21 protein-coding genes are annotated in these 23,455 nt (G+C 38.1%); 12 read left to right on the top strand and 9 right to left on the bottom strand.

The annotated features are described in order from the left end of the window. The first annotated feature begins 11 nt into the window (after window positions 1-11). The gene (locus AC1PJ9_RS08890) at window positions 12-938 is read left to right on the top strand and encodes a branched-chain amino acid transaminase (RefSeq protein ID WP_077168766.1); all 927 of its coding nucleotides are present in this window, start codon (window positions 12-14) and stop codon (window positions 936-938) included. Between the two features lie 67 nt (window positions 939-1,005). Beyond that, window positions 1,006-1,890: a mitochondrial fission ELM1 family protein gene (locus tag AC1PJ9_RS08885; protein ID WP_311086557.1), complete on the top strand. Its 885-nt coding sequence runs from the start codon at window positions 1,006-1,008 to the stop codon at window positions 1,888-1,890. Here the strand turns inward: AC1PJ9_RS08885 and AC1PJ9_RS08880 are convergent. Beyond that, on the bottom strand, window positions 1,875-3,449 hold the full coding sequence (locus AC1PJ9_RS08880; protein WP_311086558.1) for a phosphoethanolamine transferase: 1,575 nt from the start codon (window positions 3,447-3,449) through the stop codon (window positions 1,875-1,877). The genes AC1PJ9_RS08885 and AC1PJ9_RS08880 overlap by 16 nt on opposite strands. Window positions 3,450-3,574: 125 nt before the next feature. Here AC1PJ9_RS08880 and AC1PJ9_RS08875 point away from each other — a divergent pair, with 125 nt between their 5' ends. Genes AC1PJ9_RS08875 through AC1PJ9_RS08860 form a run of 4 tightly spaced genes read left to right on the top strand, consistent with a single transcriptional unit; the run spans window position 3,575 to window position 7,162 of the window. Beyond that, entirely contained in the window at window positions 3,575-4,603 is a 1,029-nt protein-coding gene (locus tag AC1PJ9_RS08875; RefSeq protein WP_311086559.1) for a glycosyltransferase family protein, read from the top strand. Next, window positions 4,600-5,355, top strand: coding sequence for a polysaccharide deacetylase family protein (locus tag AC1PJ9_RS08870; protein WP_311086560.1), 756 nt, complete (start codon window positions 4,600-4,602; stop codon window positions 5,353-5,355). Before AC1PJ9_RS08875 ends, AC1PJ9_RS08870 begins: the two co-directional genes overlap by 4 nt. Beyond that, window positions 5,352-6,116 carry a glycosyltransferase family 2 protein gene (locus AC1PJ9_RS08865; RefSeq protein ID WP_311086561.1) on the top strand — a complete coding sequence of 255 codons (765 nt, stop codon included), beginning with the start codon at window positions 5,352-5,354 and terminating at the stop codon, window positions 6,114-6,116. The genes AC1PJ9_RS08870 and AC1PJ9_RS08865 overlap by 4 nt, the downstream gene beginning before the upstream one ends. A gap of 11 nt (window positions 6,117-6,127) precedes the next feature. After that, the gene (locus tag AC1PJ9_RS08860; protein WP_311069842.1) at window positions 6,128-7,162 is read left to right on the top strand and encodes a glycosyltransferase; all 1,035 of its coding nucleotides are present in this window, start codon (window positions 6,128-6,130) and stop codon (window positions 7,160-7,162) included. Here AC1PJ9_RS08860 and ghy read toward each other — a convergent pair. Next, window positions 7,159-8,049 (bottom strand): glycosyl hydrolase Ghy, encoded by an 891-nt coding sequence (gene ghy, locus AC1PJ9_RS08855; RefSeq protein ID WP_311069843.1) that lies wholly within the window; start codon window positions 8,047-8,049, stop codon window positions 7,159-7,161. The two genes, AC1PJ9_RS08860 and ghy, sit on opposite strands and share 4 nt — an antisense overlap. A 68-nt stretch (window positions 8,050-8,117) precedes the next feature. Between ghy and AC1PJ9_RS08850 the strand changes: the two genes are divergently transcribed. Next, window positions 8,118-8,873: a glycosyltransferase family 25 protein gene (locus tag AC1PJ9_RS08850; RefSeq protein WP_263614578.1), complete on the top strand. Its 756-nt coding sequence runs from the start codon at window positions 8,118-8,120 to the stop codon at window positions 8,871-8,873. A gap of 29 nt (window positions 8,874-8,902) precedes the next feature. Beyond that, on the top strand, window positions 8,903-9,832 hold the full coding sequence (locus AC1PJ9_RS08845) for a lipooligosaccharide outer core biosynthesis glycosyltransferase GtrOC6 (RefSeq protein WP_311069844.1): 930 nt from the start codon (window positions 8,903-8,905) through the stop codon (window positions 9,830-9,832). A gap of 36 nt (window positions 9,833-9,868) precedes the next feature. Here AC1PJ9_RS08845 and AC1PJ9_RS08840 read toward each other — a convergent pair whose 3' ends face one another. Continuing rightward, window positions 9,869-10,087: a hypothetical protein gene (locus AC1PJ9_RS08840; protein WP_311069845.1), complete on the bottom strand. Its 219-nt coding sequence runs from the start codon at window positions 10,085-10,087 to the stop codon at window positions 9,869-9,871. Window positions 10,088-10,289: 202 nt separating this feature from the next. Between AC1PJ9_RS08840 and AC1PJ9_RS08835 the strand changes: the two genes are divergently transcribed. Beyond that, complete coding sequence (locus tag AC1PJ9_RS08835; RefSeq protein ID WP_311069846.1) at window positions 10,290-11,318, top strand: stealth conserved region 3 domain-containing protein; 1,029 nt, start codon at window positions 10,290-10,292, stop codon at window positions 11,316-11,318. A 58-nt stretch (window positions 11,319-11,376) separates the two neighbouring features. On the opposite strand, the gene aspS is transcribed toward AC1PJ9_RS08835, so the two are convergent. Then, on the bottom strand, window positions 11,377-13,161 hold the full coding sequence (aspS, locus tag AC1PJ9_RS08830) for an aspartate--tRNA ligase (protein ID WP_263614574.1): 1,785 nt from the start codon (window positions 13,159-13,161) through the stop codon (window positions 11,377-11,379). A 169-nt stretch (window positions 13,162-13,330) separates the two neighbouring features. Then, complete coding sequence (locus AC1PJ9_RS08825) at window positions 13,331-14,095, bottom strand: DUF4184 family protein (protein WP_311069847.1); 765 nt, start codon at window positions 14,093-14,095, stop codon at window positions 13,331-13,333. A gap of 124 nt (window positions 14,096-14,219) precedes the next feature. On the opposite strand from AC1PJ9_RS08825, the gene znuD reads away from it, so the two are divergent. Together znuD and AC1PJ9_RS08815 are read left to right on the top strand one after the other, a co-directional pair. Then, entirely contained in the window at window positions 14,220-16,229 is a 2,010-nt protein-coding gene (gene znuD, locus AC1PJ9_RS08820) for a zinc piracy TonB-dependent receptor ZnuD (RefSeq protein WP_311086562.1), read from the top strand. A gap of 74 nt (window positions 16,230-16,303) precedes the next feature. Then, window positions 16,304-17,767, top strand: coding sequence for a phospholipase D family protein (locus AC1PJ9_RS08815; protein WP_311086563.1), 1,464 nt, complete (start codon window positions 16,304-16,306; stop codon window positions 17,765-17,767). Between the two features lie 249 nt (window positions 17,768-18,016). Here the strand turns inward: AC1PJ9_RS08815 and AC1PJ9_RS08810 are convergent, their stop codons facing one another. Beyond that, on the bottom strand, window positions 18,017-18,463 hold the full coding sequence (locus AC1PJ9_RS08810; RefSeq protein ID WP_004705683.1) for a hypothetical protein: 447 nt from the start codon (window positions 18,461-18,463) through the stop codon (window positions 18,017-18,019). A gap of 163 nt (window positions 18,464-18,626) precedes the next feature. On the opposite strand from AC1PJ9_RS08810, the gene AC1PJ9_RS08805 reads away from it, so the two are divergent. Then, entirely contained in the window at window positions 18,627-19,001 is a 375-nt protein-coding gene (locus AC1PJ9_RS08805; protein WP_311086564.1) for an RcnB family protein, read from the top strand. Window positions 19,002-19,048: 47 nt separating this feature from the next. Here the strand turns inward: AC1PJ9_RS08805 and AC1PJ9_RS08800 are convergent, their stop codons facing one another. The 3 genes from AC1PJ9_RS08800 to AC1PJ9_RS08790 all read right to left on the bottom strand — a co-directional run bounded on the left by AC1PJ9_RS08800 (window position 19,049) and on the right by AC1PJ9_RS08790 (window position 23,402). After that, window positions 19,049-19,531, bottom strand: a complete 483-nt coding sequence (locus AC1PJ9_RS08800) for a phosphate-starvation-inducible protein PsiE (RefSeq protein ID WP_004705685.1) — start codon at window positions 19,529-19,531, stop codon at window positions 19,049-19,051. A 119-nt stretch (window positions 19,532-19,650) separates the two neighbouring features. Then, window positions 19,651-21,432, bottom strand: a complete 1,782-nt coding sequence (locus AC1PJ9_RS08795; RefSeq protein WP_311086565.1) for an acyl-CoA dehydrogenase C-terminal domain-containing protein — start codon at window positions 21,430-21,432, stop codon at window positions 19,651-19,653. 167 nt (window positions 21,433-21,599) lie between these two features. Next, the gene (locus AC1PJ9_RS08790; protein WP_019457492.1) at window positions 21,600-23,402 is read right to left on the bottom strand and encodes an acyl-CoA dehydrogenase C-terminal domain-containing protein; all 1,803 of its coding nucleotides are present in this window, start codon (window positions 23,400-23,402) and stop codon (window positions 21,600-21,602) included. Window positions 23,403-23,455 lie beyond the last annotated feature (53 nt).

Here is a 23,455-nt window from a genome sequence, read left to right as displayed (position 1 = left end):
TGGAGTGTTCCATGAATTTGGCTGATCGTGATGGTTTTATTTGGCAAGATGGAAAATTAATTGATTGGCGTGATGCAAAGATTCACGTTTTAACCCATACATTACACTACAGTATGGGCGTATTTGAGGGTGTTCGTGCTTATGAAACTCCTAAAGGTACTGCAATTTTCCGTCTCCAAGACCACACAAAACGTTTGTTAAATTCAGCAAAAATTTATCAAATGAAAGTGCCGTATGATCAAGCAACGCTTGAACAAGCACAAATCGATGTTGTACGTGAAAATAAATTAGCTTCTTGCTATTTACGTCCGCTTATTTGGATCGGTTCAGAAAAACTAGGTATTGCTGCAACAAATAACACTATTCATGCCGCTGTTGCAGCATGGGCGTGGGGTGCATACCTTGGTGATGAAGCAATGGCGAAAGGTATCCGTGTTAAAACTTCATCATTTACTCACCATCATCCAAACGTGACCATGTGTAAAGCAAAAGCATCTGGTAACTACACATTGTCAATTCTTGCTCATCAAGAAGTTGCACACTCTGGTTACGATGAAGCAATGCTCATGGACCCACAAGGTTATGTATGCCAAGGTTCTGGCGAGAACGTATTCTTGATTAAAGATGGTGTTTTACATACTCCAGATATCGCTGGCGGTGCACTTGACGGTATTACACGTCAAACTGTGATGACGATTGCTAGAGATCTTGGTTACCAAGTTGTTGAGCGCCGTATTACACGTGACGAATTCTATATTGCAGACGAAGCATTCTTCACAGGTACTGCTGCTGAAGTAACACCAATTCGTGAATACGATGATCGTCCAATCGGTTCGGGTAGCCGTGGCCCAATTACCACTGAAATCCAAAAAACTTACTTTGATGCAGTTCAAGGTAGAAATCCGAAATATGAACACTGGTTAACTTACGTAAAATAAGTTAATCCGTTAACATGAAAAGGCGAACATTGGTTTCGCCTTTTTATTTTTTGGTTAGGGAGTTTTTATGCATATTGTCTATGTCTCTGATGGTAAAGCAGGGCATCGTTCACAGGCTTTAGGTTTATTTCAGGCGATGCAAAGACAGCAGGCAAATGCAACTTTTGAAGAGATCCTTATTTCTGATTTGCCTATTATTTCCTTAATTAAAGCGCTTTTCTCTTCAAAAAATACTCTATTTGAACAAGCACCCAATTTTATATTTGGAGTTGGGAGTCATACACACTTTCGTGTCTGGTTACTGGGTAAAATTTTTAAAAAGGCGAAGACTGTTATTTTAATGAAGCCAAATTTACCTATTGCTTGGTTCGACTATGCTGTGATTCCAGAGCATGACGGTATTCCGGCAAATAGCCGCGTTATTGTTACACGTGGTGCACTCAATCCCATTCGTAATGAAAACCACCATCAAGCAACCAGAATTTTAATTGCATTAGGTGGCTCATCAAAACGTCACCAATGGAACCAAGAAAAAGTATTATTGTCTGTTCAACAAATTGTTGAGCATAATCCAAGCTCTGAAATTATTCTGACGACCTCACGACGGACTCCAGCCGGTTTTATAGACATTTTAAAACAACAAAGTTCCGCCAAAAAATTACAGATATGTCCGGTTGAGCAAACACCTCAAGGTTGGATTTTTGAGGAAATGCAAAAAGCAGAAGCGGTGTGGGTAACAGAAGATAGTGTTTCTATGATTTATGAGGCACTTACTGCGGGTTGCCGAGTCGGTGTGATTGCAATGGATAGACTCAAACAAGATCGTATTACTAATTCGGTTGATAGGCTGCTAGAGGAAAAGTTAATAGCAAATGTATTTGATATAAATTTGCTTCCTGAAGGACAGGTCCTACAGGAAGCGGATCGGGTTGTGCATCAAATCACTAAATGACATTGGCTGTCATCGTGACCTTTATCATAGTTGACCGTTTCTGATGTTGCTAAAATTTCTCTTGGATATGTTTTGTATTTCGAATTAAATAACGATCTCTCTTGAGAAATGTTTTTACAGTGAATACCTCTCATATCTAAGAGTGTAGGTAATATATTAATTGAACTAATAGCACTACTTTGTTCTTTAGAAAGAGTACTCGCCATCTCTGGATGATGTTGCTTCCATGAGTTTGAGCTCCACATAATTAACGGAACATTGAAATTATTTTTCATATCTAAATGCAGTGAGCTATTTTCTTTACATTCTCCAAGGTTCAGTCCATGGTCAGATGTGTAAATTAAGTTGGCGTCCACATTAGTTGCTTTTAGTTTCTGAATAACTTCATTGAGTAGATAGTCTGTATAAAGTACCGTATTGTCATAGGTATCTTTAAATTTATTAAATTGTGGTGGATAGCGTTTTGCAAAATCTGCATGTGAACCATAAAGGTGTAACACAATGAATTTATGGTGTGTTTTTTCTGCCAATGCTCGATCAAATGATTTGAGTAGTTCCTCATCATAATGCGTTTCTAGTGATGCTGAATATGAATGTTGCGTCAAAAATTGGGTTTCTTGAGCAGAAGATGCATAGGCTGAAACAAGGGAATCATATTCTCCATATTGAGATTGTGCGCTAAACCAGTAAGTTTTGTAGCCTGCTGCGTTGAAAGCATTCACAATAGAAGGGCTTAAATTATCAGTACCGTTTAGCTTTCCTGTTAATAAGGTAGGTACAGACTTACTGGTCATATAAGAGCCTGAAATTGTGTTATTAAATAACCATAAATCTTTCTTATATTTTTCTAGATATGGTGTTGTATTATTTTTGGTATAGCCAAATAAACTTAAACGGTCGCGTCGAGCACTTTCCCCAATAACTAATACCGTAATGGTAGGGCGAGTTTCCTTAACTTGTGTGCATTCAATTTCATTTTGTGTCGCTATGAAGTCTTTTACACGATTTACCTCAAGACTCGCTGCAGGTAAACCAAGAAGTAAATTTAAAGGATAAGACTGTTTAAAATGACGATATACATTTAGAAATCCTTGCTGATGATCAGGTGCTTTAAAGTAGCGTTGAATGGGTGAAAAAATAAGACATAAGGCTAAAATACGTAGCCATATAGGAGTGTTTAGCCGTTGATTTGGAATAAAATAATAAAAGAAAACTGGAGGAATGATATACGCGATAATCAATCCAATTGCTAAAGGAAGATCTAATGTTGATAAATAAACTTTACCTTCAGTTGTAGAGCTACCCAAAATTGTGAGCCATACTGAAATTTCAGTTGGGGCGTTATAGGTAATTTCGTAGTACAGTGCAAAAGGACTTAAAAGATAAATAGGTAAGCTAAGCCAAAAAAAACGGCGGTAATGATAAATTAAAAAAACGAAAAAAATAAGCGGATATAGGGCTTTGAAAAAACCATCACTGGAAATAATGCATGATGGAACAAGCAGCATAAAGCAATAAATAAAGAACCATAACTTTCCTGTTTTGAGTCGAAAAATCACGCCAAGCTGTTCCAAGTGTAAAAGCGCGATATCATCCTATATTTTGATAACAGGGTCTACATAATTTCAGGCATGATATAATATTTTAGTTCATCTCCAGAATTGATGGAATTATAGAGTTAAGAATGAAAATATTGCATATCGCAAATTTTGGCTTTAATAAACAAGGCGCACATTTTTACTGCACAGACCGTAAAATTTCTGCCGGATTAATTGAAAATGGCCATTTCGTTTATGATTTTAGTTTTCGTGATATGGCTCGAATGGGCACCATTTTTAAAACAAAAAAATTGGGTGCTAATTGGGCCAACAAAGAAGTATTAAAAGTCGTCAATAACATTGAGCCTGATTTGGTGCTTATTGGTCATAGTGACTTGATGAGTCCAGATGTCCTCAGACAAATTAAAGAAGCTTATCCAAATACTAAAATTGCATTTTGGTATGTTGACCCGCTTTATTTAGAGACCAAACTTGGCTTTGTAAAGGCATTCTCTCCGTATTTAGATGCTATTTTCTGTACAACTGGTGGTGAGTATCTACAGAAATTAAAGCAGCCTCATTTAAGCGTAGCCTATCTGCCTAATGTGGGTCATCGTAATGTAGAAACTCTACAACAGTTTTCCAACTCTAAGACTGACAAGACATTTATTTTCTGCGGTGTGGTCTATAAAGAACCTGAGCGTGAAAAGTTCTTAAAAGATTTGGCAGATGCTCTGCAACAAGGTCATGTAAACTATCAATATTATGGCTGTTTTGAACAACCAGGTGTTTATGGTAAAGCTTATTATAAAGTTCTATCTGAAACAAAAATGGGACTTAATTACTCACGCCGTAATGATGTAACCTTGTATAGTTCTGACCGTATTGTACAGCTGACTGGTAATGGTTTATTGACTTTTAGCCCAAGAATTCCGGGCTTTGAGAAGCTCTATACCGAGCAGGAAGTGGTTTACTTTGATGATCAGTTTGACTTGGCCAAGAAAATCCAATTCTTTGATCAAAATCCAGAACAGGCTGAAAAAATAGCGAAAGAGGGCTGGGAGAAAACACGTAGGTCTTTCAATGCTAAACGCATCACCCAGTTTATGGTTGAAGTGACATTTAAGCAGCCCCTTTCAGAAGATTATGAATGGTCACATGAGGTTTATGCATGATGTGGTTTTTGTACGTTGCGGTAGGCCTATTAGTACTTGCTGCACTGTTATATGTGCTGGGTAATTATACATTCTGGCTTCCGTTTCGTTCGAACAAACTACCACGCATTGTCATGTTGCATCAGGTTACTCCTAAAGATGCAGCCTCTGGTATGAACATGCCTCCTGAAAAGTTTGAACAACTTTTACAGTTGTTGACGCGTAAGGGGACTACTTTTTGTTTTGTTTCAGAGCTTGAACAATACCGTAATCAAAAGAATGTCGTTGCTTTAAGTTTTGATGATGGCTTTATGGATAATTATCTTTATGCCTATCCATTACTTAAAAAATATAATGCAAAGGCAACCATTTACTTGGCGACGCAAATTGAAGGCATCGAAAAGCTAACTCATGATCAAATTCATGAAATGGCGAATTCAGGTTTCATTGAGTTTGGGGCACATACCCAACATCATGTGAACTTACTTAAGCTTGATGATCAAACGGCTTACAATGAGATGCTTCAGTCTAAACGTGACGTTGAAGCATTAGTTGGGAAGTGCCCGAGCTTTGCTTATCCATTTGGTCGTTTTAATGAAAAACATCAGAAAATGGCTCAAGAGATTGGCTTTAAAAACGCAGTATCGACTCGTAAAAAAATCGAAGCCTATGAAGCTGCTAATCAATTTAATATCCCACGTGTCAGCACGCATGGCGCCATGAATGCTTTACAGATGCGTATCGCCCTTGCTAAAGGACGTTATAAGTTATGAATAAAATCCCATGTAGTGTCTATATTGTCACTTTAAATTGTGGTGCTTGGTTAGAGCGAACATTACAAAGTGTCAGTGAGTTTGATGAAGTCATTATTTTAGACTCTGGCAGTACTGATAATACTTACGAAATTGCACAATGCTTTGAAAATACCCAAATTTCTCATCAAGACTGGCAGGGTTATGCTGGGCAAAAAAGTTTGGCTTTAGCAAAATGCCGAAATGATTGGGTACTCAATCTAGATGGCGATGAAGTCTTATCTAACGAGTTAAAACAAGAAATTGTTGAGACTATTCAGCAAAATAAACTTGATGCTTTAATCACACCGATTAATGATGTGTTTTTAGGTGTTCCCAACAGCAAACATACTAAAAAACATGCGAAGGTACGTTTTTTTCGCAAGTCTAAAGGGCATTATGACCTTGCCAATAAGGTCCATGAAAATGTGATCGTAGACGGTGAATCTCAGCGTGCTCAACATGATATTTATCATTATGGCGAGTCGAGCATTTTCATTAAAGTCGAAAAAAATAACCAATATTCCAACTTAAAAGCATTAGAGAAATACCAAAAAGGAAAGTCTCCAAGTGTTGCAAAATTGGTTTTGGTAATGCCAGTGACTTTTATGAAGTCTTATTTTATTCGCCGTAGTTTCTTAAATGGTTGGCGTGGTTTCGTAAATAGTATGATTAATGCCTTTTATGCATTTCTAAAAGAAGCCAAACTCTTTGAACAGACCATGAATAAAGATAAAAAATAAGTAGGCAAGCTATGAAAATTGTTCAGGTATTGGCAACTAGTGGTGGAGTTGGTGGTTTAGAGCAGCACACTTTTAATCTTGTTAATGAGCTTGCTTTAAACCATGAAGTACATGTGATTGCACATCCTTGCTATCTAGACAAGTTTAACCAACAAGTACATTTTCATGCGGTTGATTTTGCGCGAAGCCGTTGGAATATTTTTTTACTCTGGCAACTTAAAAATCTCATTCAGCAAATTCAACCCGCTATTGTTCATGCACAAGCAGGAAAGGCGGCTGAGCTGATTGCCCGAATTAAGCCATTTTTATCTGGCCCAAAATTTGTAACGACGGTACATGGTACTAAAAAGAATAAATCTGCCTATTTAGCAGGTGATGCGGTTATTGCAGTGAGTCAAGCGCTCACGCAAGGCATTCCAGAGTCTAAAGCACACGTGGTTTATAACGGGATATATCCTCAACCTGTACTTACAGTTGAAAATAAAGAAAAGTTACTTCAATCGATTCAAAAAGATTTTGCTGAGCTAGGCACAAGCAAAAAAGTTGTTATGTGTATTGGACGTCTAGAGCCAGTAAAAAATATCAGTTTACTGATTGAGTCAATGCAAGAGATTGATGCCAATTTATGGATTATTGGTGATGGTTCACTTCGAGCAAGTTTAGAAAAACAAGTTAGTGAATTAAACATGCAAGATCGGGTCGCTTTTCTTGGGTTTAGAACTGATGCTCGAGATCTGGTGCAATTGGCAGATATTGTAGTTTTATCATCAGACCGTGAAGGTTTTCCACTTGTTATGGTCGAAGCTTTACAGGCTGATAAAGCAATGGCTGCAACTAAAGTAAACGGTGTAATTGAGTGGCTGCCAGATCAATATCTGGCAGAAATTGGAGATGCACAAGATTTAGCAAAAGCGATTAAATGTGCGCTTCAACCTGAGGCTCAAAACGACTTTGGCCCTTTATATGCAAAAGCCAAGGCTGAACTGACTGTACCAGCTATGGTTGAGCAGACGCTTAATATTTATAAAGGCCTGCTGAAAACTTAATTATTTTTTGGTGTAAGGCGAATGGCATCAAGTACCACGAAGTTATCTTCGACATTAATCGTATGGCAGCCGTCATCTGCTTGATTCCAGTCTGGTAAAACTACTTCTAGTAATTTTTCTTCATAAGCTGTCGGGCTAAGCTGAGTAATTGCCTTTAATTCGATATTGCCGCCATAACGTTTTAACGAATCTTGGCTTGGTCGAACCAGTTGCCCTTTATAAATAAAAGGTTTACCTGCCATACGGAACTGCTGACTGCCTCGGCACACTGGGTTCATTGGGTGCTCTTGCCAGTTTGGTTTTAAAATATCTTCGGTAAAAAATAAATCTAAACGATCACCAAATTTCTTACAATCACGCCGTGTTGAAGTAAAAAGATACCATAAGCCTTCATGATAGAAAGGGGTGCTGTCGACTGCTTCGATATTCTCTATCAGATTAGAATGCTTTTCCCATTTCAATGGAAATTCGGTACATTTCCAAAGTTCAATTGTCTTGTTGGTAGAAGTTTCTGGCATCATGTACCAAGTGTCTTCTAACTTAAATACACAAGGATAAGAAAGGTGATAGTCGAGCTTTAAGATTGTCTCTGGTGGTGTGTAGGTGCCATCTTTAAAGACTTCTAAAACAGAAAGAAAACCTACTGGATGTTCGTCATCAACTTCTTCAAAAAAAATGAAATGACGGCCATTTTCATAAGCATAAAAGCTATCTGCAAAGGTAAACTTTCTAGGGGAATGGATCTCAAAAAGAGAATTTAATTGCTCAAGTGTTGTAAAAGGTTGTTCTAACCAGCCAAAACGCATATACCAATGAGAGTCAAAAGTTTTTGCTTTTTTTGCTTGTTGGTACTTGTACCATTTTTTTTGGATTAGGCGATTTAGCATTAAATTTTACACTCGATATAACTATAATTAGATAGACTATCCCTGACTCATTTTAACATTTGAATGAAATGAAAAAATATTTAATCAGTATTGAATCTACGAATAGTGAACGTTTAAAAAAGCTGTACTCTCAGCCAACATTTTACAAATATCGCGATGAATTTAAGCAATTTGGGGTTATAGGGAAAAATTTAAGTGTTAGTGAGTATTTTCAACAAGGTGTAGCTGGCAAGAAAAAACCGATGACGCCTGGTGAGCTTGGTTGTGCCATGTCTCATATTGCTGCTTTAAAAGATTTTTTAAGCTCCGATGAAGAATACGCCATTATTTTTGAAGATGATGTGATCGAGCGTTTTGAAATTGATTTCCAAGACTTAGAAAAACATATTAGTTCTTTGAACCTAGGTCCGTGCTTTTTTCTAAGCTTGGGCGGTATTCAAATGAAAATATGCAATCGCGTTCGTGGAAAATTTTTACCAGAAGAATTATATAACCAAAAAGTTTTAAAAGTTGATTACGACTATCTTGAAAAACTTGCTTATGCTTATGCCTATGTTGTAGACCGTAAAATGGCTCAAATGTTAGTTGATTATCATCAACCGATAAAAATTTACGACCATTGGCAAGACCTTGTGGGACGAGGGGATTTTAGCTTCTATGTCAGTTTTTTATTCGATCATCCTATTATTGAAAATAATGATGCTTTAAGTTATTTGGAAAGAGAACGAAGCTTAATCACTCCACTTTCTAAAGATGACAGTGATTTTTTACGTTACTTAAGAGTTAAATTAAAGAAATATATACTTAATAAATATATAATTTAGTCGTTTTTTTAGGTTTTCTTACTAATTTTATGATTAAGCAAAAAAATATTATCATTGGGTCAGCAACGGGATATCAGGCTGGCCTTATCTCTTCCTTTGTATGTTCTTTGGAAAAGTCAGATTTTGATGGGGTCTTGGTTTTAATTATATATCAAGAGCAACTTGCAGAGTTTGTTACGGCATTTTCTCACATTAAGAAATTTAAAATTGACTTTAAAATTTCAACGATTGGGAAATTTAAATCCAAGTCAAAATATTCTGGTATTTATAAATTTAAATTTTTAAAAAATATTCTAAAGAGAATTATTAGCTTAACAGTAAATGAGGAAAACTCTGCATCAAAGATAAAAGCGCTTAAAATCACAGGTTATCCGCATGTGAGCCGTTTCTTTGAATATAAGGAAATTGTAGAAAGCCATGCTGATGCTTCACATGTATTGCTTAGCGACGTTCGAGATGTATTTTTCCAAAGTAATCCTTTTAAAAATCTTAGTAAGGGTCTATTTGTTGGGATGGAGAATCCGGATTTCACCATAGGTACTGAGCAATATAACCAAAAATGGATCTTGGATGCATATGGAGAGAGTTTTTATAACATTGCAAAAGATGAGCAAGTTTCTTGTTCTGGCGTAACTATTGGTGATCGGGAATCAATTAAAGTCTACATCAATAAGATGATTGAAGAATTTTGCAAACAGCCATATCAAAAAATGTCTGAAAGAATTTATGATCAGGCTATGCATAATAAATTATTAATTACTAATGAATTGGCCAATACAATTCGTTGTCAGCCATTTGAATCTATTATTGTAACGCTTGGACTATATCCAATAGATCAAATTGCAGTTAATGATCAAGGCTTTATTATTAATCACAATCAAGAAATTATTCCGATTGTCCACCAGCATGATAGACATCCGGAACTGCTTCAGTTATGTGACAACTATATTGGCAAGTAGGTTGAGAATTATCTAAATCTTATGAAGGGGCGGATATTAATTTTTATCCGCATTTCCTTTAAGTACCATATAAATGAGTGCAACAAAAATAAGTAATGCACCTACAAGGCTACTTACGCAAAAATAAAGAATACGTTGGTTCGTTGTTAAATTGAATAACTCATGAGCAAGGATATAGCGCATGAAAAACCATTGTGCTAAAGAGAATACAATCACGACTAAAGCATGTCGACGAACGTCAGGACGCATTGCCATAATCAATTACCATGCGGGAGAAAAGAGCAGCTATTATGCCATTTGCCCACTGTCACCTCAATAGACTATGAATTAACGAAATTGTTTAGAAAAAATAAAAATATGAATGAATTGTGAACTTTTATTAACATTAATAAATAGTAATATCCCTCTTATTTGCTAAAACTTTTATTATCTTGTTGAATTTAGCCAGGGGAGAATAATGCAGCCTATTGATTTTGTAATGATTTGGGTCGACTCAACTGATACTGAATGGCAGCAAGATTATATATATTATAAATCTAAAGAAACAAATATACAGGTGACGGAACTCGTTGATGAATGCCGCTATCGAGATTGGGATAATCTTCAATATTGGTTCAGATCTGTTGAGAAATTCTGCCCTTGGGTACGAAAAATTCACCTTGTAACTTGTGGTCATTTCCCTGAGTTTTTAGTTGAAAATCATCCTAAATTGAATCTAGTTACTCATGATCAAATTATAGAATCAAACTGTTTACCTACATTTAACTCTCATGCTATTGAAATTAATATTCATAAAATAAAAGGGCTTGCAGAGCATTTTGTATATTTCAATGATGATACTTTTATTAATAGATCTTTAGAACCAGAGTTTTTCTTTAAAAATGGCTTACCTTGTGATGGTATTCGGCTACAGCCTTTGATGGTTGTTGGTGAGGAAAATTTTTTAGGCGCAGTTGCTTTGACTGATGTTGCGATTATTAATAAATATTTTGATAAGAGAAAATTATTTCGAAAAAATCCTTATGCACTTTTTAATCCTCGATATTCGATAAGTAATAATTGGGGTAATTTCTTAAGTTTAAATAATCGAAAATACTCAAGCTTCTATAGTACTCATTTGCCTCAACCATTTTTGAAATCGGTATTTGAAGAAGTGTGGAAAAATGAAGAAGCTTATTTGAAGGAGGTATCAAGTCATCGATTTAGGCAGCCTTTAGATGTTAACCAATATTTGTTTAGGTTATGGCAGCTTTGTTCAGACCGCTTTTACCCTGTAAATATATTTGAGCGCGGCCAAAACTTTAACTTAAGAATACAAAATCTTCCTGAAATTGATCATGTTATTAAAAATGAGCAGCTTCCACAGATTTGTTTAAATGACGATGAGCAAGTGGTTGATTTTGAAAAATTAAAAAAAGAAATTATTCAGATTTTTGAACAGAAATTTGATACGGTTTCAAGCTTTGAAAAAGAAATGTCTCATTAAAATTCGCTCATTAAAAAACCCTGCATAAGCAGGGTTTTTTAATTTGAAAATCTAAAAATTATTTAGATTCTTCAGCTTTTGGCTTTTCACGTAAGCGGATGCCCAAGTCACGAAGCTGGTTCGCTTCAACAGGAGCAGGTGCTTGAGTAAGTGGACATTCAGCAGTTTTCGTTTTAGGGAATGCAATAACGTCACGAATTGAAGTCGCGCCAGTCATAAGCATTACTAAACGGTCAAGACCAAATGCCAAACCACCGTGAGGAGGAGCGCCATAACGAAGTGCGTTAAGTAAGAAGCTGAATTTCTCTTCTGCTTCTTCATCAGAAATACCAAGCGCTTCAAAAATCGCTTTTTGCATTTCTAATGTGTAAATACGAAGTGAACCACCGCCAACTTCAGTACCATTCAATACCATGTCGTAAGCAACAGAAAGTGCTTCGCCTGGATTGCTCTTCACGTCTTCTACGCTAGATTTAGGCAATGTGAATGGATGGTGAACAGAAGTCCATTTGCCATCGTCAGTTTCTTCAAACATTGGGAAGTCAACAACCCAAAGTGGAGCCCACTCACAAGTTGAAAGGTTCAAGTCATGACCAATCTTGACACGAAGCGCACCCATTGCATCATTTACAACTTTAGCTTTATCAGCACCGAAGAATACGATATCGCCATCTTGCGCGCCAACACGTTCCAACAGCTCAAGTACGATCGGTTCAATGAATTTCACGATTGGAGATTGAAGACCTTCAATTCCTTTAGCGAGTTCATTAACTTTGATGTAAGCCAAACCTTTTGCACCATAGATGCCAACGAATTTAGTGTATTCATCAATTGCACTACGTGGCAATGATGCTGCACCTGGAACACGTAAGGCAACAATACGGCCTTTAGGATCTTTTGCAGGGCCAGCAAATACTTTGAACTCAACTTCTTGCATTAAGTCTGCAACGTCAACGAGTTTTAACGGAATACGCAAATCTGGTTTGTCAGATGCATAGTCACGCATAGCTTCGCTATATGGCATACGGCGGAATTTTTCAAATTTTACGCCAAGCAAGTCATTAAATAATTTAACAGTCATGCCTTCCATCAAATCCATGATTTCATCGTCATTTAAGAACGATGTTTCAATGTCGATTTGAGTGAATTCTGGCTGACGGTCAGCACGTAAGTCTTCATCACGGAAACATTTCGCGATTTGGTAGTAACGATCGATACCACCCACCATCAATAATTGTTTAAACAATTGCGGTGATTGTGGAAGTGCGTAGAAGCTACCATTTTGTACACGGCTTGGTACTAAATAGTCACGTGCACCTTCAGGAGTTGCACGAGTTAAAATCGGAGTTTCAACGTCTAAGAAACCGTGATCGTCTAAATAGTTACGAATCAAGTTAGTTACTTTAGAACGGAAACGTAACCGATCTAACATTTCTGGACGACGGATGTCTAAGAAACGATATTTTAAACGGTGTTCTTCTGACACGTTAATCGTGTCATCATTTAACGGGAATGGCGGAGTTTCAGAAGCAGCAAGAACTTCGATTTCTTTGCCTAATACTTCGATTTGACCACTCACCATATTTGGGTTTTCAGTACCTTCATAACGGCGACGAACACGACCTGTAATTTTTAATACATATTCAGAACGTGCTTTATCTGCAGTTGCAAATGCTTCTGGAGTATCTGGGTCAATAACCACTTGAACGAGACCATCACGGTCACGCATATCAAGGAAAATAACACCGCCATGGTCACGGCGACGATGTACCCAACCGCATAATGTAACGGTTTGGTCGATTTGGGCTTCAGTTAAAGAGCCGCAGTAATGAGTTCGCATCATGATGAAGATTATCCAAACTATATTGGCTGAAAAGACGGATGCGTAAACCGCGCACCGTCAAAAAAGTAAGTTTTCGATTATGCCCTGTTGAATGGCATGCGACAAGAACTAGATCAAAAAACAGCTATAATTTTGCTAAAAATGAGCAATTTGGCAGCAAGTTTACCCATTAGCCCATTCTTTGTTGTCGATCTAAAAACAGGAATAATAAGCATCCTAAACTGAAAGTGCTTAACCAGCCTTGCATGAACTCATTAATAGATCGACCCGTGAAATAATAGGTGTCTGTGTGCCAAACTTCGTGTGGAATGTAACGGGCATAATCCCAAAGAGAAAATAAGCCTAAAAGTGTAGATAAAGTAAACAGGAACCAAGCAAAAATTTTAATTTTACGGCTTATTTTCCAGTGCTGTTTATGTTTTTGATAGTAATGAATACTCATCCAACCTAAAAAAGGTAATGCTAGAGCAGAAGAACCTAGTTGAAGTAGACGGTGCAAAGGATATGGGCGACCAAAGAAATGAACCGTTTGGGATAAAAGATCTTGGAAGATGAATGTTCTAAAGTCAGAATGGGTAAGACCATCCCAAATGAGATGAGTGGCTATCCCGATAATAAGCGCAAATATAATTCCAATAAAAAACTGGATAAAACGTTTAAAAGAGCCTAATTTCAAATCATGCTGAATACCAAAAAAACGGTAAACCACAGGCCGATAAAGTAAATACCAAATAGCACAGAACAATAAACCTAATGCAAGGTTTGGGTAGAGTAAACCTTTCCATTGATGAGTCAGCATACTGGACTGAACTGTAAATAAGCGGTAAAGGTCAGGTGTCATACTGCCAATAGCGAGTGCAGCAATAGGCAGTGTGTTTCGACTTAGTTTAGCAATCGGTGGGGCGATAACAGCATGAGAGATTGTAAAAGGCATTGGAAAAGGACGCTTCTCACATCATCAAAACAATGAGTCTAACGAAACATACCTTCGACTAATGTTTTTTATTGCAAAACGTTTGGAATGTTATAATATAACAAAAAAATATGGGTCATTGACTATGCAGCTCAAAACACAGCTTTTTGTTCTCTCATTATTATCATTTTCTATTCAGCAAGTGATGGCAGCAGATGAGACAAATACTACGGAAGAGAAACCTGCCGAATTGGCAACAATTACGGTTAAAGCAGAACCTACAGCACTACCTAACAATACGTCTTTGGCAGAAGGGGCAACCAGTATCGGTAATGCCTTAAATGGTCAGGCAGGGGTTTATTCAGCTCAATATACGGGAGGGGCGAGTCGTCCCGTCATTCGTGGTCAAGATGGTACACGTGTCAAGATTGTACAAAATGGTGGCGATGTAATGGATGTTTCATCTGTATCGCCAGACCATGCTGTTACGGTTGATCCAAACTCTGCCCAAGATATTCAGATATTAAATGGCGCTGAAGCATTACTATATGGTGCAGGCTCAGTCGGGGGACTGGTGAATGTTGTTGATGAAAAAATTCCAACCAGCATGCCAGATAAGGGCTATCAAGCAAAAGCTGGTGTTCGCTACAACTCAGGTAGTGATGAGCTACTTTATTCAGGGCAAGCGACAGTTGGTTTAGGGGATCATGTTGCGCTACGCGTTGGTGGTTTAAAGCGCGATGCCAATGACTATATCTTGCCTAAAGATTTACAAACAGATGAGCGTCGTCAGGACAGCACTTTTGCTGAATCTAAAAACTATAATGCTGGACTGTCTTGGATTGGTGACCGTGGATTTATCGGTGCTTCATTTAGCCAGCGCCACGATCAATATGGTATTCCTGCTGATAATGAGCTTTTTGGTTCTTGTGAACGTGATGGCTTGCATCTGGTGTGTGGAGCAGGTGATTCAACCGATCATGAGCATGATCACGAACATGATGCTTCATGGATTAATCTCAAAGAAAAGCGTTATGACTTAAAAGGTGAGTTAAAAGACCCGTTTGCAGGTTTTGCTAAAGTTGCAGCACAAGCAAGCTATACCGATTATCAACATGAAGAAATGCATAATACTGATGTCGGAACAACCTTTAAAAGCAAAGGGATTGATAGCCGAGTTACATTAGAAAATAATGCTTGGGCTGGTTGGACAGGACAAATTGGTGCGCAATATACTCAACAAAAACTAAATATTGTTGGTGATGAGTCCATTATGGACCCAAGCAAAACCCAACGTTATAGCGTATTTGGTTTGCAACAAAAACAAATCAATAACATCAATCTTGCGGTTTCATCACGTATTGATCACCAAACTATCGACATTGAGTCAGATCAAAAGAATTACACAGGTACTGGATATTCGGTTGCTGGTACAGCAAGCTGGGAGTTTATTCCGCAATACAAATTGTCCCTCACAACATCACACCAAGAGCGTTTGCCATTTGCTCAAGAGTTGTATTCGGACGGTATTCATATGGCGACCAATACCTATGAGTTGGGTAATGATGACCTTAAGAAAGAACGCTCAAATAATGTTGAGTTAGGCTTACACTTTAATAATGACCGCTTGAAATACAATGTAAGTGTGTTCCATAACCGTTTTGATAATTTCATTTATGCCAATACCTTGGATGAATTCCAAGGCTTCCGTCTTATTCAATATAATCAAGATGCAGCGAAGTTCTATGGTGTCGATGCTGACCTAAGCTACCAAATTTCACCTGTATATAATTTAGGATTATTTGGCGATTATGTTCGCGGCAAAATTGATAATGAAAATGCACCACGTATTCCTGGTGGACGTTTAGGTACTAAAGTCAAAGCAGATTTTGGTGATGGTTGGGATGGTTCTGCCGAGTATTATCATGTGTTTAAACAAGATGATATTGCTAATTATGAAACCAAAGGTCAGAGCTATAACATGCTGAATTTAGGCGTTGGTTATAACGGGAAATATAACAACATTGGTGATTACCGAGTGTTCCTGAATGCCAATAACTTGTTAGACAGCCGCATTTATCAACATGAGTCTTTCCTCGCAAATGTTCCTCAGGTCGGACGTAATTTTACTTTAGGTGTGAACTTTAGTTTCTAAGGCCTAACACGAAACTAAACTTGAAAAATCAAGCTAAAAGACCTAATTTGAAATGATCAAGTTAGGTCTTTTTTATGCGTATTTTTCAGCGAATTCATCAAAAAATAAATTGGTCAGGGCGTCGTTATATGGCGGTATTACTTTGCGTTGTTGCTATTGCATATGTTGCATCGGCAATTTACCACACAGTAAAACCATTACCACAGGGCATTAACTTTAGTGGCAAGCTTAGACATGCCGATGTCAAATTTTTAGCAGATAAAACCTATCTGGATGCCAATGGTCAGCAGAAGCTTGATCAGCATATTTTTGATGAAATCTTAAAAATGATTGATGAGGCAAAGACGACGATAGTGGTCGATATGTTCTTGTTTAATTCAGAAGTCGGTGATTCAAAAATAAAGCAAAGACCATTGATGCAAGAGCTGACTGATGCATTAATCAATAAAAAAAGACAAAATCATCAAATTCAGATTGTATTGATTACTGACCCGATTAACTCAGTTTATGGTGGTCTAAGGCCTGAGCATTATCGTCAATTACGTCAAGCTGGGGTTGATGTTATCGAAACAAATCTGGCACCTTTACGAGCGTCTAATCCACTTTGGTCAGGTTTTTGGTATATCTGTTGTCAGAATGTTGGAAATAATCCAGACAAAGATTGGCTACCCAACCCATTTGGTAATGAAAAAATTACATTACGAAGTTATCTGAACTTATTTAATTTTAAGGCCAATCACCGTAAGACATTGGTCGTTGATACCGATGCTGGCTGGAAATCATTGGTCACTTCAGCAAATCCACACGATGGTAGTTCGAGACACTCTAATGTTGCGTTAGTTGTAACAGGAGCCACAGCTACTGATATTCTCCAAACAGAAGCTGCTGTTGCACAAATGTCTGGAAGTAGCTCTCCATCACTCATTTTAGGTGACTTTGAAAAAGATATAACCAAGCCTCAAGTTCAAGTGTTAACTGAAGGTGCGATCTATGAATCTGTACTGAAACTAATTAACTCGGCTAAACCTAAAGAACACCTCGATTTGAGTATGTTCTATTTATCTGAACGCAAGATTATTGAAGCTCTAAAAAATGCTCAAGCACGAGGTGTGATTGTTCGTGTTTTACTTGATCCAAATAAAGATGCATTTGGAAGACAAAAGAATGGTATTCCAAACCGTCAGGTTGCTTCAGAACTACATGCTGTAGGTATTCCAATCCGTTGGTGTGATACGCACGGTGAGCAGAACCATAGCAAAATGATTTTGAAATATAACGACCAGCAAGCTGAGTTGATTGTAGGTTCTGCCAATTTCACTGCTCGTAATTTAAAAAATTACAACCTTGAAACGGATATGTTGGTTATAGGCAAAGTTCAAGATCAAGTCTTTAAAGATGCTCAGGATTACTTCAATACTTCATGGTCAAACTTGCAAGACAAACAGATGAGTGTGGATTACGCGAAGTATGCCGACGAGTCTAAAGTGAAGTATTGGATTTATCGTTTTATGGAATGGTCAGGGTTGTCGACTTTTTAATCACTATCTTTGGAGTTTTCCAAAAATGGCTTGTGCCTAGAGTCATCCACAACCTGCCCAAAATCTGCGATTAAATTGTTTTTGCAATAAAATTAGATAAACGAAAACAGTGAACAGGTTTTGTGGATGACAAATGCTTTTGGTTACTTTGGGCGAAACCAAAGTAACGAATTAGCTACTACAATTAGAACTTAAAGCGATAAGACCCCGTCGTGCTAATTAAAAATAGAGAATAAAACTTTGAATATTTTAAGGTGCAGGCGGAATCAATTGATCCAAAGCCTTATCATCTAACTTTTCTATTTCACTCAAATCAGTCTTAATTTTCCACTGAGACTCATCATCTACCGGATTGGGTAAACGTGCCTCAAGCCAATCACAAACGACATCTGGATTAAACTCAGGGTGATTACACTGAATGATCCATGATAGAAAGTCTTTTGCTTCACCATTCATATAAGGTGGTGGTGACACCGGAAAAAATAGTGTTGGTAGACGCTCATTCGTCGAGAGATAATTTAAAACGTGACCGAGTTCTTGTACGGTTTGCCATGCAAGTGGGTGTTCTACATCAATACTGAACTTAAACCACCAAGCGTGTTCGCCATCTGCTCCATGCGCCATGATACGGGCTTCTTGTACACTTGGAACTTTGCAGAAAAATTGATGAAGACGTTCAAAACTGATTTCAGACACAGCAATTGACCTAGCTTGGAAAATGCTAATGGTAGCACAGATACAGATTCTTCATATTTTCTTTATAGTCATTACAAACAATATCAATCAAGCCTGTTTTATTCATGGTTTCTCCTTGACTCTCTTTTAATCTAGCTCTATATCAAGACAAAAGGGATGCACCATGAAAAAGCCAATCGTTCTTGTACTTTCAACTTTAATGTTGGGTATATCTGCTACTGCGATGGCGGATTCAAATAATCGCTGGGATGATTATCACGGTAGAGATAATCGACATTATGAACACCACTATGACCATCGTTATGATCGACGCGATGACCATAGACCACCGGTTTGGTCAAATGCGAACCGTGGCCATGAATATGTCGTAATCAAGCGAGGGGAGCGTATTCCTGTAGAATATCGTGAGAACCGTTACTTTGTTTCAGACTGGCGTGCACACCGTTTATATGAGCCACCACGTGGGTATCACTGGGTGAAAACGCCGAATCAATATTTATTAGTTGATTCACATCACCAAGTTTATCGTGTGCGTTAAGTGTAAAATATAGAATATTAAAAAGGCCTCAATATAGAGGCCTTTTTTTATGCTAACTCATCATCTTGTGGCTGAGGAGTTTTGAGTGAGACTGGGGTCTTTGAATGCTTTTCTTTCATGACCGATGGATAATTCCATGAAGCAAAACGAACGACTAAAATGGAAATCGCTAAAATTAAAATTGAACCAGTAATAATGACTTGATCGATATCCGCTTTATGGTCATGTTGAATATCGGAAATGAGTAGACGGGTTAAGGCTGTAATTGCGACATAAATAAGAAAGCGTACAGGCATGTGATTGGTTTTAAAGTAAATCCCAACCATTGCGCCAAGTTCTAGGTAGATAAATAATAGTAAAATATCATCAATTGATGCATATTTTTTGATAGTTAAAATTTCAAAAACAGTATGTGCCGCTGACCATGCCACCATACAGCCGATAATGAATAAAGCCAAATAATGAAAAGCTTCAACAGCATAGTGTCCAAATCGGTCGAGTGTTCTTTCAAACTTTTTAGGATCAGGCATAGTAAAATCTTTTTTGATATGAGTGTGCCTAGAAAATAAACAAATTTTATGCCAATAGAAATAGTAAATACAAAATAAAAAACGCCTGAGTAATCAGGCGTTTTTTATGAAAAATTTAATTATGCTTGGTTGGTAAAGTAGTCTTCACTAAAGCCCATAATTAAGTCAGCACCCGCTTTAATTTTAGCAATACGTGCATCAATATCTGGCAAGATACGTTCAACAAAGTATTGAGCTAAAGCAAGTTTGTTTTGGTAGAAATCACCAGACTTATCTTTAGCTGCAGCAGAAATTTTTGCAAACATATAAGCGAAGCTGAGTAAGCCCACTGCATGTAAATAATCAACAGCAGCAGCATTTGGGAAGTCTACGTTTTCAGCAGCTTGCTCAATAATAAACTGAGTAATTGCTTCAATTTCAGTTGCAGCATCTAATGTTGCATCTTTAATGAAGTTCAAATCTGTGTCTAGGTCATTTGCAAAGTCACGAATCTCAGTGATGTATTCAGCAATGAATGCGCCGCCACATTTAATAGTTTTACGACCAATTAAATCTTGAGACTGAACGCCATTGGTACCTTCGTAGATTTGAGCAATACGAAGATCACGAATACATTGTTCCATACCCCATTCACGAATATAACCGTGACCACCAAATACCATCTGAGCATCTAAAGTTGCTTGGAATGCTGTATCTGTGAGGTAAGCTTTTGCAATTGGTGTTAAAAGCGCAACGCGATTATTGGCTTTTTTCACCGCTTCTGCATCAGTTGAGAACTTAGTGATATCGAGCTGTTGGCCTACATAAACAGCAAATGCGCGAGAAGCTTCGTTGTTGGCACGTACGTTAAGTAGCATACGACGTACATCACCATGGACTAAAATGCTGTCAGCAGGTTTATTTGGTGATTGAATGCCTGCAGCACTACGACCTTGTAAACGGTCAGTCGCATATTGAGCAGCATTTTGATAAGCAAACTCAGAAGCGCCTAAGCCTTGAATACCCATTGATAAACGTTCGTAGTTCATCATCACGAACATTGCAGCAAGCCCTTCGTTTTCTTTACCAACGAGGTAACCTTTTGCGCCATCAAAGTTCATTACACAAGTAGCAGAGGCCTTGATCCCCATTTTATGTTCAATAGAACCTGGGCCAACATGGTTACGGTCGCCTAACGAGCCATCTTCATTTACTAGGTATTTCGGTACAATAAATAGTGAGATACCACGTGAACCAGCAGGAGCATCAGGAGTTTTAGCAAGTACCAAGTGAATGATATTCTCTGCTAAATCGTTGTCACCGCCTGTAATGAAGATTTTAGTACCAGTAATGTTATAAGTACCGTCTTCATTACGTTCTGCTTTAGTTTTAATAATACCTAAATCAGTACCTGCATGAGGTTCAGTCAAGCACATGGTACCTGACCATTCACCTGAATAAATCTTAGGTAAATAAGTTTCTTTTTGTTCTTGAGATGCATAGCTACTTAAAGCCATACCAGCACCCACTGAAAGAAGCGGGTAGAGCATGAAAGATGGGTTTGTCGCAAATAACATTTCATCGGCAAGAACGGTCAGCATTTTTGGCATGCCTTGACCGCCCCATTCTTCGTCTGCGCCTAAGCCAATCCAGCCACCTTCTGCATATTGACGAAATGCATCTTTAAAGCCAGCAGGAGTAAAGACTTCGCCGTTTTCGTAGCGAGCGCCTTCTTCATCACCAGTACGGTTTAATGGATGAGTCACGTTCTGAGCAAATTTAGCCATTTCTTCTAAAATTGCTTCAGCAGTTGCAGCATCTACATGAGCGAGTTTCTCATTAGACTGCCAAAATTGTTCTGCTTTAAATACATCATTTAAGATGAATTTCATATCAGCTAAAGGAGCATTGTAAATTGGCATAATCGTTCACCTTTTTTATGCACATCGACCTGTGCTAGATATCCTGTAAAACGAAATGGATATTGAATTTAAAGTCTAAATTTATCACTGATTTTATAAAAAAAGGACCGTCAAAACTGAGCAGTCCTTTTTTGGTTTTTAACATTGCATATCGCAACTAACTATGGTTAGAAAGCGAAATGTTCAGCATCCAATGACATCAATGGATCTAGACCACCAGCAATCACGTCTACATGAGAACGTACGCGTGGCAAGATTTTCTTGAAGTAGAAGCGAGCAGTGGTAACTTTCGCGTTATAGAAATCAACGTCAGTTGTACCTTCTGCCAATTTCTCTTGTGCTACAAGCGCCATACGAGCCCATAGATACGCTAAAGTCACGTAACCCGCGAAGTAGAGGTAATCTACAGCTGCTGCACCCACTTCATCCGGATTTTGCATTGCACGCATACCGATTTGCATAGTGAGGTCGCCCCATTCTTTGTTTAGCGCAGCAAGTGGCTCAACAAATTCTTTCATGGCAGCATTGTCTTTATTTGCTTCTACAAACTTGTGAACAATCTTGGTGAAATCACGAAGCATTGCACCTTGAGTTTGCAAAACTTTACGGCCTAACAAGTCTAGTGCTTGAATTTCAGTTGTACCTTCATACAAGCAAGCAATACGTGTATCACGTACGATTTGCTCCATGCCATGCTCAGAAATAAAACCATGACCACCAAACACTTGAACACCGTGCTTAGCAGACTCAGAACCTGTTTCAGTTAAGAATGCTTTTGCAATAGGAGTCAATAAAGACAAGATATTGTCAGCAAACTTGCGCTCTTCTTCAGATTCACCTTTTTCAACGATATCTGCATATTGAGCTAGTAAGTAAACAAGTGCACGACCCCCTTCAGCAAACGCTTTTTGAGTTAAAAGCATGTTACGAACAGCAGGGTGAACAATAATAGGATCTGCTTCTTTTTCTGGAGCTTTAGGACCAGAAAGTGAACGCATTGCTAAACGCTCTTTCGCGTAAGTTAAGGCACCTTGGAAAGATGACTCAGATGCTGCTAAACCTTGAACAGCAGTACCAATACGTGCTGTGTTCATGAAGGTGAACATACAGTTCAAACCACGGTTTTCAGGTCCGATCAAGTAACCTTTAGCTTGGTCAAAGTTGATGACACAAGTCGCGTTACCATGGATACCCATTTTGTGTTCGATAGAACCACAACGTACCGCATTACGCTCGCCCACAGTTCCATCTGCATTTACATGGAATTTAGGAACGATGAATAACGAAATACCTTTAGTACCTTTAGGTGCACCCGGAAGGCGAGCAAGAACGATATGGATGATGTTTTCAGCCATGTCGTGTTCACCAGCAGAGATAAAGATTTTCTCGCCAGAGATTGCATAGCTACCATCTGCATTTGGTTCTGCTTTAGTACGGATAATACCTAAGTCTGAACCTGCATGAGATTCAGTTAAGCACATCGTACCTGTCCAAACACCTGAAACAAGGTTTGGTAAGTACGTATTTTTTTGCTCATCAGAACCATGATGTTCTAATGTACGTACTGCTCCGTGAGACAAGCCAGGGTACATACCCCATGCCCAGTTAGAGCTACCCACCATTTCAGAAATTGCGATACCTAAAGAGTTAGGTAAGCCTTGACCGCCGTATTGTTCTTCTGCTGATAAAGACGGGAAGCCAAGTTCAATATATTTTTGATAAGCTTCTTTAAAGCCTGTTGGTGTAGTTACAACACCATCATTCCAAGTACAACCTTCGCGGTCGCCAACTTGGTTTAAAGGAGAAAGTTCATTTTCACAGAAGTCTGCCGCAGCTTCTAAATATTGATCAACCAATTCACGGCTTACGTTACCTTGGAAATCAGGTAATTTTGCATAGTGTTCTTCAGCATTTAATAATTCATGCAAAACGAATTGCATATCACGTAAGGGCGCTTTGTATTGTGGCATATCGGGTTCCTCAATACTGGTGAAACCAGAGTTATAATCCTAATCTACGATAA

The organism is Acinetobacter sp. 70_2 (genome assembly GCF_056736115.1).
The sequence above is the reverse complement of the archived record's forward strand: the minus strand, read 5'-3'. Positions and strand labels throughout refer to the sequence as shown.